The organism is Shewanella hanedai (genome assembly GCF_007197645.1).
GTDB lineage: Bacteria > Pseudomonadota > Gammaproteobacteria > Enterobacterales > Shewanellaceae > Shewanella > Shewanella hanedai.
The window spans coordinates 83641-100653 of sequence record NZ_VKGK01000002.1; the positions used below are offsets into that span (position 1 = coordinate 83641).

At 38.1% G+C, this 17013-nt stretch carries 12 protein-coding genes and 1 pseudogene; 2 read left to right on the top strand and 11 right to left on the bottom strand.

What is annotated here, in order from left to right:
- Positions 1-7: 7 nt before the first annotated feature.
- Together FN961_RS02245 and FN961_RS02250 are read right to left on the bottom strand one after the other, a co-directional pair.
- Entirely contained in the window at positions 8-550 is a 543-nt protein-coding gene (locus FN961_RS02245; protein ID WP_143562921.1) for a phage regulatory CII family protein, read from the bottom strand.
- A gap of 46 nt (positions 551-596) precedes the next feature.
- Positions 597-839, bottom strand: coding sequence for a DNA-binding protein (locus FN961_RS02250; RefSeq protein ID WP_143562922.1), 243 nt, complete (start codon positions 837-839; stop codon positions 597-599).
- A 126-nt stretch (positions 840-965) separates the two neighbouring features.
- Here FN961_RS02250 and FN961_RS02255 point away from each other — a divergent pair, with 126 nt between their 5' ends.
- On the top strand, positions 966-1919 hold the full coding sequence (locus FN961_RS02255) for a helix-turn-helix domain-containing protein (RefSeq protein WP_185972693.1): 954 nt from the start codon (positions 966-968) through the stop codon (positions 1917-1919).
- Positions 1920-2292: 373 nt separating this feature from the next.
- On the opposite strand, the gene FN961_RS02260 is transcribed toward FN961_RS02255, so the two are convergent.
- From FN961_RS02260 to FN961_RS26020, 9 genes and pseudogenes are all read right to left on the bottom strand, one after another.
- Positions 2293-2799, bottom strand: a complete 507-nt coding sequence (locus FN961_RS02260; protein WP_143562924.1) for a hypothetical protein — start codon at positions 2797-2799, stop codon at positions 2293-2295.
- Between the two features lie 11 nt (positions 2800-2810).
- Positions 2811-3716 (bottom strand): endonuclease/exonuclease/phosphatase family protein, encoded by a 906-nt coding sequence (locus FN961_RS02265; protein WP_143562925.1) that lies wholly within the window; start codon positions 3714-3716, stop codon positions 2811-2813.
- A 603-nt stretch (positions 3717-4319) separates the two neighbouring features.
- Positions 4320-5738, bottom strand: a complete 1419-nt coding sequence (locus FN961_RS02270) for an alpha/beta hydrolase (protein ID WP_143562926.1) — start codon at positions 5736-5738, stop codon at positions 4320-4322.
- A 136-nt stretch (positions 5739-5874) separates the two neighbouring features.
- On the bottom strand, positions 5875-7182 hold the full coding sequence (locus FN961_RS02275) for a hypothetical protein (RefSeq protein WP_143562927.1): 1308 nt from the start codon (positions 7180-7182) through the stop codon (positions 5875-5877).
- Positions 7182-8237, bottom strand: a complete 1056-nt coding sequence (locus tag FN961_RS02280) for a nucleoid-associated protein (RefSeq protein ID WP_143562928.1) — start codon at positions 8235-8237, stop codon at positions 7182-7184. Before FN961_RS02280 ends, FN961_RS02275 begins: the two co-directional genes overlap by 1 nt.
- A gap of 961 nt (positions 8238-9198) precedes the next feature.
- The gene (locus FN961_RS02285) at positions 9199-9831 is read right to left on the bottom strand and encodes a hypothetical protein (RefSeq protein ID WP_143562929.1); all 633 of its coding nucleotides are present in this window, start codon (positions 9829-9831) and stop codon (positions 9199-9201) included.
- Between the two features lie 180 nt (positions 9832-10011).
- Positions 10012-11190, bottom strand: coding sequence for an AlbA family DNA-binding domain-containing protein (locus FN961_RS02290; RefSeq protein WP_143562930.1), 1179 nt, complete (start codon positions 11188-11190; stop codon positions 10012-10014).
- Positions 11191-11686: 496 nt separating this feature from the next.
- Positions 11687-12505, bottom strand: a complete 819-nt coding sequence (locus FN961_RS02295) for a hypothetical protein (protein ID WP_143562931.1) — start codon at positions 12503-12505, stop codon at positions 11687-11689.
- 1142 nt (positions 12506-13647) lie between these two features.
- A pseudogene (locus FN961_RS26020) lies at positions 13648-14650 on the bottom strand (transposase).
- Between the two features lie 445 nt (positions 14651-15095).
- Between FN961_RS26020 and FN961_RS02315 the strand changes: the two are divergent.
- Positions 15096-16964: a methyl-accepting chemotaxis protein gene (locus FN961_RS02315; RefSeq protein WP_143562932.1), complete on the top strand. Its 1869-nt coding sequence runs from the start codon at positions 15096-15098 to the stop codon at positions 16962-16964.
- Positions 16965-17013: the final 49 nt, after the last annotated feature.

The window sequence follows — 17013 nt, forward strand, 5'->3', positions numbered from 1 at the left end:
TTCTTTCCTACATTAAGCCAGGCATCGGCATTGTTTGCAGTGCATCGCTTGCGACGGTTAATACCGGAATAGCTTGAAACTTTTGCTCAACGTCATGGACAAAAATAGCCAGTTCTTCCATCACATATGTCGCGCGTCTCACCGTTTCATGACGCATCCGCTCAGTGATTCGCTTTGTTGTTTTTACATCAAGAGCTAGTGCACCCAGTTGCGCCGCATTGACGGTAATATCTAACGCCCTATCGGTTAACTCATGCTGACTGGCTGAACCTAATTCCACTAACGACACAGAAACAGCACAATCTAAGTCCAACAACACCCCATCGATAATGCAACGGTTGCCACTGGAACGAGTAATAGCCACCAACTCAACCACCGATAATTTATGTGGTTGCTCTAAACACAGCTTGTTACGCAATATCTGCGCGCTGGAGATCTCTGCCTTTGCTGCAACTGACTTTAAATTCTCATCTGCAGCAAATTGACGAAGTGCCCCATTCAAATGACATGACTTAGTATTCATTTGTGTACTAGAATTGATCGTATACATAGATAGGAAACTCCATTTTGCTATTGTTAACTCTTCAAATGAGTAATTAACTTACTTGATTCGCGTCTTCTATAAGCGCTTTCTGGTCAGCTAATCTAAGTTCTGCCGCTTCAATCACAAGCGCTTGAACATTGATTAATGGTTTACTGCGTGGGTCATTCTTGGGGCGGGTAGGCAGACGGCCTTCGTAAACCATTTTCTTAACGGTGTTGTAAGGCAGACCTGATGCGCGGGCATACTCCGCATAGGTGAGATAAGGTGTTGTAACCTGTAGAGTAATATTAACCATTGTGGTACCTTTTATTTGTTAGCCCGTGTTGAATCTTGGTGGATCCACGAGCACCTCAATTTGAATAAGATTATTGATCATACAGATATGAATATCAACAATTGTAGCGAAATAGTGTTAAATAAGATGAAAAAGCCACTAGAAGTCGAAGGTGGTAAAGTCTTTGTGAACAGACTTGTTCATTTATTTGGTTTAAGAAGCAAGGTTGAACTTTCTGAGTTAATTGGTGTGTCTACTGGTTCGCTTGCTACATGGCAGACCCGCAACGTAGTTCCTTATGAACTAGCTATCAGATTGCATTTGGCGACAGGGGTGTCATTAGAGTATTTATTGTTTGAAGAGTTAAAGGGTAATTACGATGTAATGCTATACGCTCCTAATCACATCACTCAACCCAACTATGCCAACATAAAACACAACCTAAACATCTTTCGTTATTCTATTTGTCAGCCCATAAACTACTATGGTGGCGCTGTATTGATAGAGCGCTTAGTTTCTATTTTTAAAGTCAGCAGTAAAAAAGAAATGGGCGAATTATTTAGCGTTAGCGTGGGAACACTATCTACTTGGCACACCAGAAAGATAGCTCCACATGAGTTGCTATGCAGAATTCATCTTGCTACCGGTATCTCAATGCATTTTTTGTGTTTTGGTAGAGAGTGGGAAGAAGGCCAACAACAGAGAAGTATAAACCTTCCTTCAAGCAGTGAAGCGTCTAATAAGGGCATGTTAGATAATGGCTTGCAGTCATGCGAACAGACCTACGAACTCGACAATGGACAGTTAAAATTAAGTTCCAAGTATGTAGCTAATGATTTATTTTGGTCAAAAATTGGTATCAACCCACCTTCAGACATGGTTGTTATTGGCCTATCTGAGTTATATTTTATTAATGTAACTTTTAAAAAAGTGACCAAAGGCCAGTACTTATTTGCCATCAACGACAACTATCAGATAGGCGAACTGCGACAGCTGCCCGATGGTAATATCTACCTCATCGATGGCCAAGACAAATATCCGTTTAACACAGACACCACCAAGATCCACGGCAAGGTGGTATCAATTTTACAAAGCGTTTAATAAGGATGTTGTATGAGTGAAATACAGAACCCACTGAGCCCAAGATTAGGAATGACTATCTTTCAGGTATATAAGGACGTTTCACTCTATCGATAACGACTTAGAGCAATCACTTACCTGTTGAACTGCAAAACTGATTTTGGGGCAAATTGTCTTAGAGCGATCGCGCTAAGACGTAGCTAGACAGAAATTGGTTGGATTATTTACTCTATCAAGGCTTGTAGGTATTAGGAAAAGTATGGAGTTCGCCGCGTTAAGGTGATAAGCAATGCTATCACCTTAACATAAACATTGCGCCGTAAAAACGAAACCTAAACTTGAACGTAAAATCGTAAGTGTTAGGAATTACTCTAGAATGCTTGTAAAAGGAAAGTTAAGACTTGTCTACGACGGCAGCCTTTTTGATTGCTTCATCAACTAACCTTTTGAAACTTCTGAGCATTAAGTGTGTTTGATAGTCTGATACTACTACACCAACTGCGTCAGCGAACTCTTTTTGGTTATCTGCTACATAATGGTTCTTCTCGTGTACAACCGTTATTGGATACCCCCCATTTGACCGCTTAACTTTCATTAAACTCTTTTTAACATCAGTTTTTTCATGTTTGATAAAAATGTAGTTATAACCGGTCAGCTCACGAGACTTAGGAAACCCTACTGAATGCAACGCTAATATGTCTATCGCACTTCGGTGAATCGCTGTGTTATTATTCTCTTTTTTGTATTCGACATCTTCTTCAAACTTGATATCTAATGCTAAGAAACTAGACAAAGAATGGCCCAACTTTTCATACACCTCTTCAATTTCGTTCTTGTTTTGTTGGACTAAATCTGCTGCGTCTTTACCTTGAATTAAGAGTTCATCGAAATTAAATGACATGTGTTATTACCTCATACTCTTGTTATTTCGCAAACGACTGGAAGGTGATCAATAAAATTATTACTGTCTTCAAAATCTGTGAGTAGTACTTCCGGTGTTAATATCTGTGTTCTGAATTCATTAAGATGCCAATAGCTATTATTAAGGAAACTACCTGATACAATTATTTGGTCATAAGAATGCCAAATAGTGCCTAAAAACTGTTTATACTTATGGCTACCTGAACGATATGTTTTGGCAGTACCAGCATGGCTATACTTGTATTCTGAAACAATACTTCGCCAGAACGGATTATAGAAATACTCTTTGGGATACTTTTTTACCGCGTCATGGCAACGGTTCGCTTTCAAGTGATTGTTGAGACTTGCATCATAAGGGTTATCGTTAAAGTCACCCATTACTATAACATCATTGCCTGCATCCATAATCTCTATTGCGTCGTTATAAACAATATCTGCAGCCGTAATCCTTTTAGCTTCTCCATCACCATTTAAGCGGCTAGCCCAATGGCACAAATATATATAAATAACTTTTGAGTCATCAATGTTTTCAACTTCTACTAATTGTGCTGCTTTTACAGTGTTGCCAGTTAAAAACTTAGAAAGTGTTCTATTGTGCCGGACTTTTACCTTTGAATGCTTATATATAACAGCTATATCAAACCTCGTCCGACCAACTGTATGTGTGAGATCCAATAGAGTTACATCTTCTAAGTTCAGGTTATCAGAAAGATATCTAACATCCTCAGCAGAGACTTCGCATAAAGCTAAGAAATCACAAGAACTCTCACACATTAATGTTTCAATATGAGCAAGTATAGTCAGATAGGTTGTAGCGTTTGCTTTACTTTTAGCTTTTAGTGCTGAAGGAGATAACGCAACATTCCACCAACCAAATCTTAGATTATAAAGCAGCATTTATAACTACCAAATTGAAAAATTGCATTTTATCCTTTTGTTGTATATGGGTAAATTAGTTTTGCATTTAATGCTACTAGGTTACCTCAACGAAAAACAGCCTCCGGCTACGTCCAATACAATTGCCGAAATACTGTTTGGCATTAACTTTTTGATTTTAATTAATATGATTGGATTTTAAACGCCAGATTCCGCTTCATTCAATCAGCAGGGTGAGAGCGTGAATGTTTTTCGAACACGAGCTGAGTGTTTTTCCTGCATAATTTGCACATAAAGCACTCAACACAACAAGACGTGAGTAGCTAAAGGTTCGAAAAATAATCTAAGAGTTCAAAAATCACTCACTCGTGATCTTACCCAAATTTAATCAGCTTGTCACTCGCCCTTTGGATAAACTTTTGTAGGGGAAATCAACATTAACAATATGAGAATGAGCTTTTACTCTAACTGGTAATGGGGCAAAAATGAGCTAGAGATTTGGCTCTAGCTCATGAGGTTTTGATTAGAAAAAGTATGGTTATCTGGAATGCGATAACAACATAAGAACTGTCGCGACGGTACACGACCTATCCTTATTTTTAATACCTAAATCGAGTCGTAATATTAATTGTGAACATACCAATAGGCTTCGTTATTTGCTGTGAATGCTTCAGCTAAGAGTCGATCTTCTGCTGGTTGCTTTCGTATCAAGAAATTGTGTAAATCTATCATACTCATGCTGTTACCAATCGGTGCCGAGTGATTTAGTTTGTACCACCCAAAATCAGCTTTTGAAACATCTATTGTTTCTACGCCATTAATTATCGTAATATTTTCGCCCGCTTGCCCTAATCTGATATCACGGTTAATTGTTTTGGAAAGCCATAGTGCTTTATCTTTTGAAGAGGCATAAAGTGCAACCCTCTCAAACGCTGATTTAACATAAGTAAAATAGTTATTAATAAACGCAGACTTAGGTATGTCAGGAGAAGCTAAAGCTAACGAGTCAAAATTAGCTACTTGTGAATTCAGCTGCTTTAACGCTTTAACTAAACAATATGTTCCCATGCTATGAGCTATGATTGAAATGTTCTTAATACCAAGCTCAGATACGTCCACTATGAGTTTGGCTAAGCAGTCAACAGATTGGTCAACTCTCTCTTTATCACCACTATAAGCTAGCGGATTAGCGTGCGATGGCCAACTATATAATAATAAAGGGTTTTTATATTTAAAATCATTTTTTATTTGTGCTGATTTAAATAATGCACTTTTAAAGTCAACATTATAACCATGTATAAAAAGAATCAAACTTTCACCTGAAGTTTTTGAGGTTAAACTTTCTCTAAACTCTTTGAAACTAAGCTCCTCAGTGTGATCAACTGTAAAATGTTTCCCTTTTTTTTCTCCCAACTTGACGTTTAGGACACTAAGAGGTTTTTCTATTTTTCCAAACTTATGGGTTTCTGGTATTGAAATTTTTGCTATGCCATAGCAAGTAGCAATACCAATATCACTTGAGAACATTCTCGCATCATTTACTTTGACGCGATTAGTTGCGAAGTGCACATCTACAATTTTCTCAGTAGATTCACTTATATCTTCTCCATGTTCAATAGCTCTTGAAGCAACCTTATTACTGCTTGAACAAATCTTACGATTCTGTAGTGTTGTAAGTTCAATATCAATTTTTGTAGAGTACTTGCTACGCTTGACGTTGCTCCACCCTTTGCGCGGTGGAGTATAGTCATGTATATCTTCATCAAGGAAGAGTAATAAATCTGCAACGATTGGAAGAAGGTAGGAAATATGATTATATGAACGATAGTCGCTGGTTTTGAAACTCATACTGCCCAGTACTTCTGCTACCAAGTTATAAAATTTCCAGACGCCAACTTTTATAGTATTTTGATTTTTATTTATTATAGCAATACAGCCATGCTCATAATTGACATAAAATGGGATGCTTTTTGACAGTGTATAATATTCTCTACATTTAAGTTTATCTAAAAACGTCCCAACAATTTGTGGACTTATTTCCATAACCAATTACCTTTTATTACACGTTGCGAACTTCACAGCTCTAATTCTGAGACATAGTGTCGCTTTTTTATATGAGTAACTTAATGAAGAGTCTACAACTCTAGGGGCTTACCACTTACACAATTATTGAAACTGCTTACAATAAAAAATCTAAGCTTAACTTGAGTAGTTTGTCACTATATTTAATAAGAACAAGAACAACAGTGATAACTAAAGGAAACCAACTATAAAATATATACCACAGTAAACGATGCTTTCGCTTTTCTATGCTTTTCTCGAGTTTCCTTTTCATGGTGCTTATATCTTGAACAACCTCCTCATACTTCAACCTCTCGGCACCTTTAGAGCTTAGTTTCTTAAAAACGAACTCCATACTATCGGTTATCTGACTCAATCGTGCTATTTGGTCGCACAACATCCAATGTGTGAATAACGAAGTAAAAAATATACCACCTACAACAAAAACATACGCCTCAAAGGTATTAACTTTCGCAAGCATACCCATACCAATTAGTACTGCTGGGATCGCATATATTTTGGTCTGAATATCTCCTAGAACAGCTTGTATTTTTTCCGCATATTCAAAATATTTTTCTTCAACTTTGTCATGAAATTCACTTAGCGCGAAATTGTGAATGAACACTTCGTAGTGCTCATCATACGATGTTTTCAGCCGTTCAATATTTTCAAATACCAGTAAAACATATTCTCTTTGAGGAGTTTCAATTGTCAGCTTTTTGAGCAACTCAACGAATGCGAGTTTGAAAAAATTTCTCTTTTCTTCAATATTTAAGTCTTGCCGCCCTTCGGAGTTAATCAGAGCCTTAAAATCTCCAATAGGAGAAATATCTAAAGATAGCAGTTCTTCCGTTATTGCCACGCTAAACTCAAACGGTTTGACGAACTTGTCTTCATCAGTTTTTAGAATAAAATATTGAGATTCCCCCTTGTTTGACACATTGACAATATCAGCCACATTTCTAAAAAGAGAAAGCCACTCTTGAATCATCTCTAACTTAGATAATAATAGGGTAGTCTCATCAACATTACTCTGATGCTCTGAATTGATGACGTAAAACAATGTTGGAAGAGCGGCTCCACGTGCCAACTGAACTGAGAACTTACTAATTAATTCTTGTTCACTTTGAACAAAGCACATTCTGTTACCAGAATCATCTGATTTAAGTGTTAAATTAATCTTTGTACAATTTGCGCCAACTGACCAATCACATACAGCTGCATAGTCAATTTCAATGTCAAATTCATTAAAAGCCCAGCGGTTCTGGTATAGGAACGTTAAGTGGTCAACATGTGATTGAGTTAAGCTAAAGTTATCATCAACTTTAATCCAATTTAAATTTGGAGCAGCAACGTTCGGTAAACTTTTAAACAAGTCTACTAAATGGTTAAAAACCGATGCTATTGTTGCTCTTTCAGTTGTCATTATGAGTTGCTGTTAAGCTCTTGTTCTATAGCCTGTATAAATTCACGAGATAGATCTTTGAGGATAAGTTTATCGCCATTAGGATCGAATAATATAGGCTTATGCTCATCTGCTTCGCAGGTTGTCACACCGAGGGACTGCCTGTCGAAGTTTACTGAAACATTAGCGCTGGAAAACGAAATTCTAGACATGCTCTCCACTGCACCTTTCACAGCATTAAAATGGTCAGGTAATTGCCAATCTTCTGTTTTCGCAAATTCTAAAAAGCCGTCTCTTGCTTCATCAGCGACATCCTCAGGTAAAAATGCATTTGCTATTTCGTTTATGCGTTGCAATGTTACCACTGAGCCAAGATTATCTTTAAAATAATTAACCAACATTGTATCAGCTGACTTTAGCGTGCTAGCACTATCGGTATATTGTTTAAGGTATGCCTCTAACGCTTTTGGTGATTTTTTAACTGCAACTGTTGGTGTCACATTATCAGTACAAGAAAACGCTGATTGGAAATAGTCGCTAGGCTCTCCCTTTTTACTGATAAAACCTAAATAACTTTGTATTACACTCGTAGCACCAATACTACTTTGGTAATTGTTAACATTAACCTCGAGCGCTTGATATAACTTACTTATATCAACATGAACATTGAGTTGCGGAATTAAATCGGTTAATTTTACACCTTTAGTGTTTTTTATCATCGCAATTAATAAGCGATTACAACCTCGATAATTATACTCAATAAAACATATATAGCCTCCTGTTCCTGATGTGCCAGACATGTTACTAGCCAATCGCGTCATAGAGTTTGAAGTTAGTAATGTAAATTGATCATCAGATGAATCGCTTTCTGTATAGCTTATCAATTCAGTAGGAAATGCTCCTCCTTGCCTAAACTTACCCCACATTACTGACGTTTTTTTAATATATACATCTGCAATATCTTGAGCTAAGCCCAATACTATAGGATCCTCTAAATCAAGTAAGTTTGGTGCCATCGAAGGATCTTGATTTTTGATTAGTTCATGAATAATGAAATGTGAGACTATTACTGACATACAAACATCCCTTTGATATTTATCTTAGCCAAATCACAAGTTAGGCCATGCTCTAAGCCCCTCAGTATTATTTTCTTCATCTCTTCTATTGAGTTTAATCTGCTTGGATTTTTCTTTTTTAGCAACCAACCAACCTTCAAGTAATTGATTTTCATATTCTTTTGTCGACCCCGTACATTAAATAGATATATCAGCTGTGTGCAGTAAATCGAGGGAAGTGATAATGCTGGCTTCCTTGCCTCGATGGGTGGTTTTGTAGGACGTTTAACTAACAACATTACTTGAAAACCTAAACCGAAACCGTGTGTTAGCTCGTAATGTTACTTCAAAAAACAATAACTAAGACACCCATTGTTAAATCTAACTGATTGGGTGTTTTTTGGGGAAAGCTTTCGTTGCAAAGCGTGAAAAACAGCTATAATATTGATACAAATCAATCGCTTGCGCTGTTACACCTGCTTTTTCTGAAATAGAGTGAGTGCTGCTAGCTTATCTACATCCCTTAATGGCTACTTTCATGAGTAGCCTGCGTTCCCCTAACTGCAAACACAATAACCTACTTTTGTTATGGGTTTCAATATGCAGACCGTTATTTCATTGAAAAATATAGTTTTTAGCTGATAGGAATAAATGAGGTCAGTGTAAAATTTAGCTAGGTTTATAAGTTTGTGTCATTAATCAAAATGATTAAAGCAGAAATCACAAATGATGCAACCTTTGGCGCAAGCCTTTCATCCATAATTCGATAAGTTTTTGTATATCAAACCTCTATTAATCAAAAACTGATGAAATCATCTGTCAACTCACTTTGGGGCAGAAATGTCTTAGAGTGATCGCTCTAAGACATAAGTGGACATAAATGAGTCAGAGCTTAAGCTCTGAAAATAACTATTCGCATTAAGGAAAATATGGGGATAAGGATAGGTCGCGGCTACGCGCGGCCTATCCTTATCTGTTATATTTATTTTAACCACCCATATATGATATTTCTCTGTATACACCAATTCTCAATTTTATGATGAAAGTATCTTGAACCCTGGTCAATTTCAATTTTAGCAATATACTTACGCGCTTGTTTAAGTGTGCCCGCAGCGCACTCTTGAACAAGTTGGATTGGACCTACATGAAATTCTTCACTCCATGGTTGGCCATTTGTAGAGTGTTTACTTACGTTGCAACCGCTAGGAGAAAACTGATTCATTGTTAGTTCTTTCTGAGTTTCAATTTCTACATTGCTTCTAAAAGCATCAGTTTGCGAAGCATCGAACACAATTCGACCGATATTACTAGAGATGACACTAGGATCATCTTCTAGCTTTTTCCTTTCGATATTTTGAAGATTTTTATCCACCTGTAGCCTAACGTTTGATTCGTGTACTACTTCGCCATATTTATTATTAGAGTGAACGGGATGTATTTTGGAATTTGCTCTCAAGTAAAAGTAGTCAAGTGTAACTCTAACCGTTTGGTCACATCTCCGGTGATTTAAATTTTTATTTCTTGTTAAGCTAATCCCATCAGTTAGTTCACCGTTAAAATAAAATGTTGTATGGGCAGAAATCTCATTTTTATCAATGAAACTTTCAAAATTCACTCTATCGACATAGTAAAAAAGTTTAGTCATAAACTGTGTATGGAACTCTCAATTATCCAAAATAAATATAACGCCAAGCTCAACTGCGTGCTCCTGCATTACTCTACTTCCTGAATCCGTTCAGTCGTGTGCGGAGCCGCATGCAGGGTAGTGTGGGGGCTGGAGGCTAGATATCTCCGGCTACCTGATTAGAAATCGCTCGGACAACTCCATCATTTCATTAATTGAATAATTCTTTACTTCAGCACTAACATTGATGAGTAAATTTAACTTTTCGGGGATTTCTAGGTCATCAGAATATATAGTAACACTTGCAGATATTTGGCATGAATCTGTAATTTTCACGCACAGACATTCAGAGCAGACTAGAGAATCTTTAGATTGTAGTTTCCCAAAATCAAAATTAGCACGATACCCTTCTGCAATAGTCTTTATGCTTAAGTCATAAATAGCAGGAGCCCTATTATAATTATGTAAAGATGGATAGCCAGTTTCTGGTTCTGGACGTTCCGGCACTCGACACTCATGAAAAACAACGCTACCTTCCGGTAATCCTTGGAAATCTACGACTGCCCTTACGTCTCGTGCAACTAGGTTCCCGTCATTTTTCACCCCGATTTTGAGAGTGAAAAATGATTGAACCTGCCTAAAGTACTCTGCGAACTCAGAGTAATACTCTCTGTTCTTACCACCTAAAAGAGAGGAGGATAATGCAAAGTGTCGGAATTGAGGTGGGTAGTCAATCTCTCCATATTTCGGAAACTCGTCTTTGCCTGGTATTTTCGCCAGAAGTACCGACTCATCAATGCTATCCAGCTGTATTTCATCATGCTCACCACTAACAATAAAAACTTCTAATTTCGGTGATTTTTTGACCTCCCCATTGTCACTTGATCCCATACTCGCTATTTCGTCAGGAAGTGCAATCGACGTGGATGACCCTCTCCTTACATAAACCGTGTTAGCCTTGAGGCTAGCAAAATCCTTTTTAAGGAAAACTGGTCTGCTTTGAACCGGTATAGTGATGAGGGCTATTTTTTTACCTTCCATTTCTGTTGTTAGGTACGAGAAATGTATTGGTTTGTTAATTTTTGACTGAATGAACTGCTGCAATTGTGCGTCATCAAGATCGTCAGAGATACCCTCAATTAGAGACTTTCCCCCTTTAAGCTCTTTAACTCCGATAAGTATGTACGCATCTGAACGCCTCCAAGCATTTGAGAATGCGACAATATCTTTTAGGAGTTCAGCCTTTTCCCAGTCTTGAGCCTTTACAAACTTATATTGCTCAGACTTGAAGTCAAGAGTGGTGCTTTCCTCTTCATATAGAAGGCTATTGATAAGTTCTTCAGTGCTCATAAATTTCCAACGTTTGTATAACGTACATGCGCGTTTATCAACTCAGACCAGTAAAAATCTTGCACTGGCTTCCCTTTGGTTATCAAACCCTACTTCATTTCGTTTAGATCAATTTACGAGTAAAGCGTGCATGTGCATTTGATGCTACCTCTGCCTGTAACCTAACTCTACACGAATGCTAGCCTACTGTTTTATCAAAACTTATTCAATATCAATGCTAGTAAACCGTGCTCAATTTTTACTAAATGTCAATAACACTGTATAAAAGACAATATTCAAAAGAAATATCTAGAAGTACGGTGACAAAAAGTAGGGTAAAACGGACGGCAGAGAAAATGGAAAATTAAAGGCCCTAAAACGTTTTGGGGCAAAAACGTCTTAGAGTGATCGCTCTAAGACGTAACTGGACAGAAATGGGTTATAGCTAGGAGTCTAAAGGTGGTTCTTAGGAGCCGGAAAGTATGGTAATCAAAAAAGTTTACACTGACCCCACATATCATATAGCGTGCCTAGTTAAGCTACCTAAGGCTTGTCGTTTTATTGTTGTTTTGCTAAAGACTTCATCAGCGCAATCGCCCTTACTAATTAGTTTCGTTACATATGAATAACTAATCATTGGTGATAACGATCTGTACGCTGCCATGATACTTGGGTACCAGTTATTATGTACAGTTATGGGTTTCGATATATTGAAACAGCCCAGACCTACAATTGTAGAGCGATCAAGGTTAATTATCTTTTTATTCGCTTGACTAACAGTTGCTGAAAAATCTAACACATCATAAGTTCTCGCACCTTTGGAGGCTTTACCAAGTACTAATCTGAATTCTTTATCGCAGTCCTTGAGCTTGATTACTTGACAAACTTTCCCCCTTGATAGTTCGTAGCTGTTATAACCATCCCAGTCCATTGTTGCGCCCTTAGAAAAGTGACTATGATTAACTTCTGTCATATTTTCAACTCTACCATTCTTTACAACAACATCCTCACGATGGATTGAGACTTGCTGCTCATTTGCTGAGAAGTAGTAATCAAGTCGCTGCTGTTCAGCTAGTTCTCGTTGTTTCTCGTTTAGTTTACTTTGCTCTTCTTCGTTGCTCCTTGTGGCAGTCACTCCGACATCATAAAGTTCGCCAGTAATGCATCCGGTAATTTTATTTATCTCATAGCAATCAACTATAGCGTCGCGCCTAACTCCTTCATTTGATAGTTCATCTCGTAACATTAAGAACATCTGTTTATTGTCCATAATATTACTGTTTTTTGCGATTTCTTTGGCTTTTGCAAGAATGTTTTGTTTGCCTTTGATTACCATTGCTCCTCCTCCTTGGTTTGCTTACTTAAACACAGTGAAAATGATCGATTGAGTTCACTTCAAAGCGAGTAATTGTTCGCTCGGTAATAACAGTAGAGCTTTATTCACCCTATTTAACTTTTAAACTGCGAAACTCATTTTGGGGCATAAATGCGTTATAGCTTAAGCTCTAATGCATCATTACCATTTTCCATCTGCGCTAATTATACATCTGACTACATCGGTGTAAAGTTGGGTGTGATTTTATTTTGATTAACTTTGATTCAGTATTTGATAAATCGAACTGCAACCGATAAGACAAAATAGGGGAAATGGATAGGGTATGTGTGTACCTAAAATTGGCTGCTGACTCGTTTTGGGGCATTAATGTGTCAGCTAGATCCCACGGAACGGTATCAATATAAAAGGCGTTGAGCTCAGCATTATATTTACCCGCTTCCTACCGTTGTGTGTGTCTTCATGTGGAAAAGCTGGGACAGAAAGGCACTGTCCTCAGCTTTACGCACAATCAGCCTAGTTAACTTTTGTGGTGGTGTGAGTTTGCGCTCAATAAGGTTTCTTTTTAAAAGATAAAGCGGGATAAATTTATGTTTTCAGCTTCAATTTAACACTCTGTATATTGTGCGCATAACGTTATGACCACTCAATCAAAATCACTACTGAACGCCTCAAAACTATACGTTTACCTCTTTGAAAAGCGCTAGAACTCAAATTTCAATAATTGGTCAATTTCACCACTTCGAGAGTTGAGTTAAAAATAGCCTCCAAAGACCCATAATGATAAAACTAGTCATTGTTTTAACACTAAGAAATTTAAAAATTGAACATTAGGGATATTTTTTGTGATGTGATCGATAACGGCCTCCTACATCTCTATCTGACAGCCGCTGAAACCAGTCGGTTTACAACACCGAAAGTTAGACGTAATAAAATTAATTAAGACATCCACTCTTATTTCTGCCTAGTTGCATCTCATTTCAGATGACTGACTCGGATGATTTGTCGCATCAATCATTGTGAAAGATGAATCTATCCTCTAAACATTTAACTATCTATAAAGTATCGACTATTTACCTGAAATTCAAACATGAAAAGTGCCAAACGGCGGTCTGGTTATAGAGTGAACACTCTGATTTATAGAGTTATGATGCGTTATCTAGCCATCTGTGACAATTAGCGGCTCCTTGCCTTCGTTTACGCTCAGAATGCTCGCAATAAGCATCAAGCTCTTGAAGCGTACCTACGGCGCCTTTAAATAGTTTGGTAAATTCGCTGGTGATTTTCAGCCAGTTTTCTTGAGGGATATTAAGCCTATCGAGCAACTGTTGTGAATTTTCGCTAATCGCCCCACGTTTATCACTTCTGATTATTCGCCCAGTATCATCAACAAGTTACAGATAATCCTTGGCATTAAACGTTAATCCTTTGGTCATATCTTTACGCTCATCCCCCACAAACGGTAACAAGGAGCTTGGTTGCTCACCTTTCATGGCGGATTTAATGCGTCTTTGAATGCTGGTGAAATCGGAAGTGTCTGGCGTTTTGGCTATTTTTACTCGTATTGGATTGAGGTCTACATATGCCATGCAAGCCAGAACAGCGGTTTCATCAAGTAACGCCTGGGACTTGAACTTTCCCTCCCAGAATCGGCCTTTACACTTATCTTCAGCATTGGCCTTACGGGCAATAGGCTCGTTCAATGCTCGCAACTCTTTTGAAAACGTTAGCACGAGATATCCATCAACCTTATACGATACTCTTTAACCCGTTTATTGATGATGATTTGTTGATAGGATTCAAGTGTTTCACCTTTAATAAAGTCATGATTAAGGCTATCGCCTTTGAACAACTTTTGCCATTGAGACACCACTTCTATATCTGACCAGATTCGAATCAAATCAAATCAGCATCTACTCGCAATACCAGATGTAGATGATTACTCATTACGACATAGGCACAGATATCGATAGCGAACACTGCCGCTAATTCTAACAGTCGATTTTCAACCCAACTTCGTCTATGCTCATATGATTGACCAGTATAACGATCAACTCCACACAAAAAAGCCTTTCTAACACAACGAGATACACAGTGATAATAGGATGTATCTTCCAAACTAACTAATGCTTTTCTTGGTGTTGGCATAACAAATCCTCCTCAACAACTCTTACCTAAGCTTAGTCAAGGGATCTGCTTCTAACAATTCTGGGTGTCTCGATAAGATGGCTCTAACTCCTTACTGCGGCTTTGAATCTACGGGTGTGAGTTAGAATGCTGATGAAATCAGACATTAGATGGTTTCCTTAATTGAGGCTTACCCCCCCCCCTATTAGGAACGGGGGCCTTGATCTTTTGCTGTTTGTGCTCATAATTTGAGTGAGTAGGTTACTGCTTTTCATTGGATAGTCTGTTCTATTTCTGCTTTCTACATTTGCTGAGCAAGAATGATCAACCAACGAATAAGTTTACTGTATATATTTATGCTGAAAATATAACTATATTGTAGATATTATTTTGTAGCAGAAATGTAATCCTTCTGGTTGGAGCTTAATTGTATAGCTGCTAATTCAGTTTTTTTGAGGGTATTTAAATGCGGTTTCTACATAAAGTTGTTATTGCTGTAAGTTTGATTTTATCTTTATCTCTAGGCTCTTTATCAACTTATCAATATTTTAAAATTAAACGCCAATTAGAGAAGCAAGTGACTAGCAGTGTGGCTGAGCTTGCTGGTTCAATGAATAGCAATATTGAAGCTATGATGGCAGAAAAAGCCGACTTAACCGCCTATGCTGTATCTTTATTACAAACAAACCTGTCAGATAAGCGCTTTTTAGAGGTGTTAAGTCAGCCTGTGATTAAAAAGCATTTTCTTTTAGCGGGAATGGGGCTGGAAACGGGACATTTTGTTGGAAATGATCCGCAGTGGAACCCTGGATCGAATTATGATCCTCGTAAGAGAATGTGGTATCAAGAAGCTAAGAGGTTAGGTAAACCATTATTTACAGAGCCCTACGCTGATGCATCCAGTGGAGAAATCCTTGTGTCTGCGTCGATACCTTTGTTTGAAAATGGTCAGTTCAAAGGTGCATTATTTACTGACATTAGCCTTGAAAGTTTAGCTGAAATTAGTAATCAAGCCGATCTATTTGGTGCTGGTTATGCTTTTATTGTCGGCGAAAAAGGTAACTTTATAGCTCACCCAGATACGGCCCAAAATGGCAAATCTATGAATGGATATTTTGATAAGTCGCTCGATACCAGTAAAAGAAATACCAGAATAGAGCTTGATGGCCGTATGCATTCGGTGAGCTTTAGTTCACTTACTGGACTGGATTGGACCCTAGGAATAGTTCTGGATGAGGGAGTCATTTATGCGGCAGCCAATGAGCTTAGAAATGATGCGATCTTATATTCCTTGCTCTCATTGATTATTGCAATACTGCTTATGAGTTGGATTCTTAGTCGCTTGATGAAACCTTTGGAAGTTTTAAATGAAGCTATGGCTGATGTTGCGACTGGAGATGGAGATTTAACTCGAAGGTTAAGCACTGATTCTGATGTTGAGTTTGCCACATTGGCGGATAACTTTAACCGTTTTGTCATCAAGCTTCAGGAATTGATTCAGCAAGTAAAATCGATTGGCGATGAAGTTAGCTCAGGATCTGAGAGTATTGCTACTGGATCAGGCTTTGCGACAAAAGCCATGGCACTTCAAGCTCAAGAGGTGGAGCAATTGGCTACGGCTATGCATGAGATGGCGATGACTGCATCAGAAGTGGCACAAAATGCTCAGGGGGCAACCTCTGCTGTGCGTCAAGCTGATTGTGCTGTTACTGACGGTACTAAAGCGGTGCTAGAAACTACAGATTCAATTGAAATACTTGCTAAGCAAATAGAGCAAGCAGCTGTTGCGGTTAAAGAGCTGGAGTCTGACACTGTTAGTATTGAATCAATATTAGGTGTGATTAGTGAGATCGCAGGACAAACAAATCTGCTGGCGCTAAATGCTGCAATTGAAGCAGCAAGAGCGGGTGAGTCTGGTCGAGGGTTTGCTGTGGTGGCTGATGAGGTGCGTACTTTAGCTGCTCGAACACAAGAGTCCACCTCTGAGATAAAGGAGAAGATAGAGAAGTTACAGTCTGGTGTTGCAGGTGTTGTTAAAGTGATGGCAGAGAGTCGCAGCACCACTTCTGCTACCGTTGAAAAAGCAAAAATGGCAAATGAAACGTTAAATGATATCCGTAACAGTATTAAAGAGATCACCGATATGAATTTGCAGATCGCCACTGCTGCAGAAGAGCAGAGTCATGTTGCCGAAGATATGAATAAAAATACGACCAATATAAGAGATCTATCTTTGGAGGTTGCCGATAATGCGGAACAGTCCAATGTCTCTTCAAATGTACAGCTTGAGCACGTTAAACAGCAGCAGGCTTTGCTTAATCAGTTTTCTGTTTAATGATAAAACATAGTCAAGAAACTCACTCTTTACTCTATGAGGGGGTTGT

Coding starts and splice junctions, on each gene's coding strand:
- FN961_RS02275 (WP_143562927.1), bottom strand. CDS start 7,182: ATGACAACTGAAAGAGCAACAATAGCATCGGTTTTTAACCATTTAGTA.
- FN961_RS02255 (WP_185972693.1), top strand. CDS start 966: ATGAAAAAGCCACTAGAAGTCGAAGGTGGTAAAGTCTTTGTGAACAGA.
- FN961_RS02270 (WP_143562926.1), bottom strand. CDS start 5,738: ATGGAAATAAGTCCACAAATTGTTGGGACGTTTTTAGATAAACTTAAA.
- FN961_RS02290 (WP_143562930.1), bottom strand. CDS start 11,190: ATGAGCACTGAAGAACTTATCAATAGCCTTCTATATGAAGAGGAAAGC.
- FN961_RS02295 (WP_143562931.1), bottom strand. CDS start 12,505: ATGGTAATCAAAGGCAAACAAAACATTCTTGCAAAAGCCAAAGAAATC.
- FN961_RS02280 (WP_143562928.1), bottom strand. CDS start 8,237: ATGTCAGTAATAGTCTCACATTTCATTATTCATGAACTAATCAAAAAT.
- FN961_RS02315 (WP_143562932.1), top strand. CDS start 15,096: ATGCGGTTTCTACATAAAGTTGTTATTGCTGTAAGTTTGATTTTATCT.
- FN961_RS02260 (WP_143562924.1), bottom strand. CDS start 2,799: ATGTCATTTAATTTCGATGAACTCTTAATTCAAGGTAAAGACGCAGCA.
- FN961_RS02265 (WP_143562925.1), bottom strand. CDS start 3,716: ATGCTGCTTTATAATCTAAGATTTGGTTGGTGGAATGTTGCGTTATCT.
- FN961_RS02245 (WP_143562921.1), bottom strand. CDS start 550: ATGTATACGATCAATTCTAGTACACAAATGAATACTAAGTCATGTCAT.
- FN961_RS02250 (WP_143562922.1), bottom strand. CDS start 839: ATGGTTAATATTACTCTACAGGTTACAACACCTTATCTCACCTATGCG.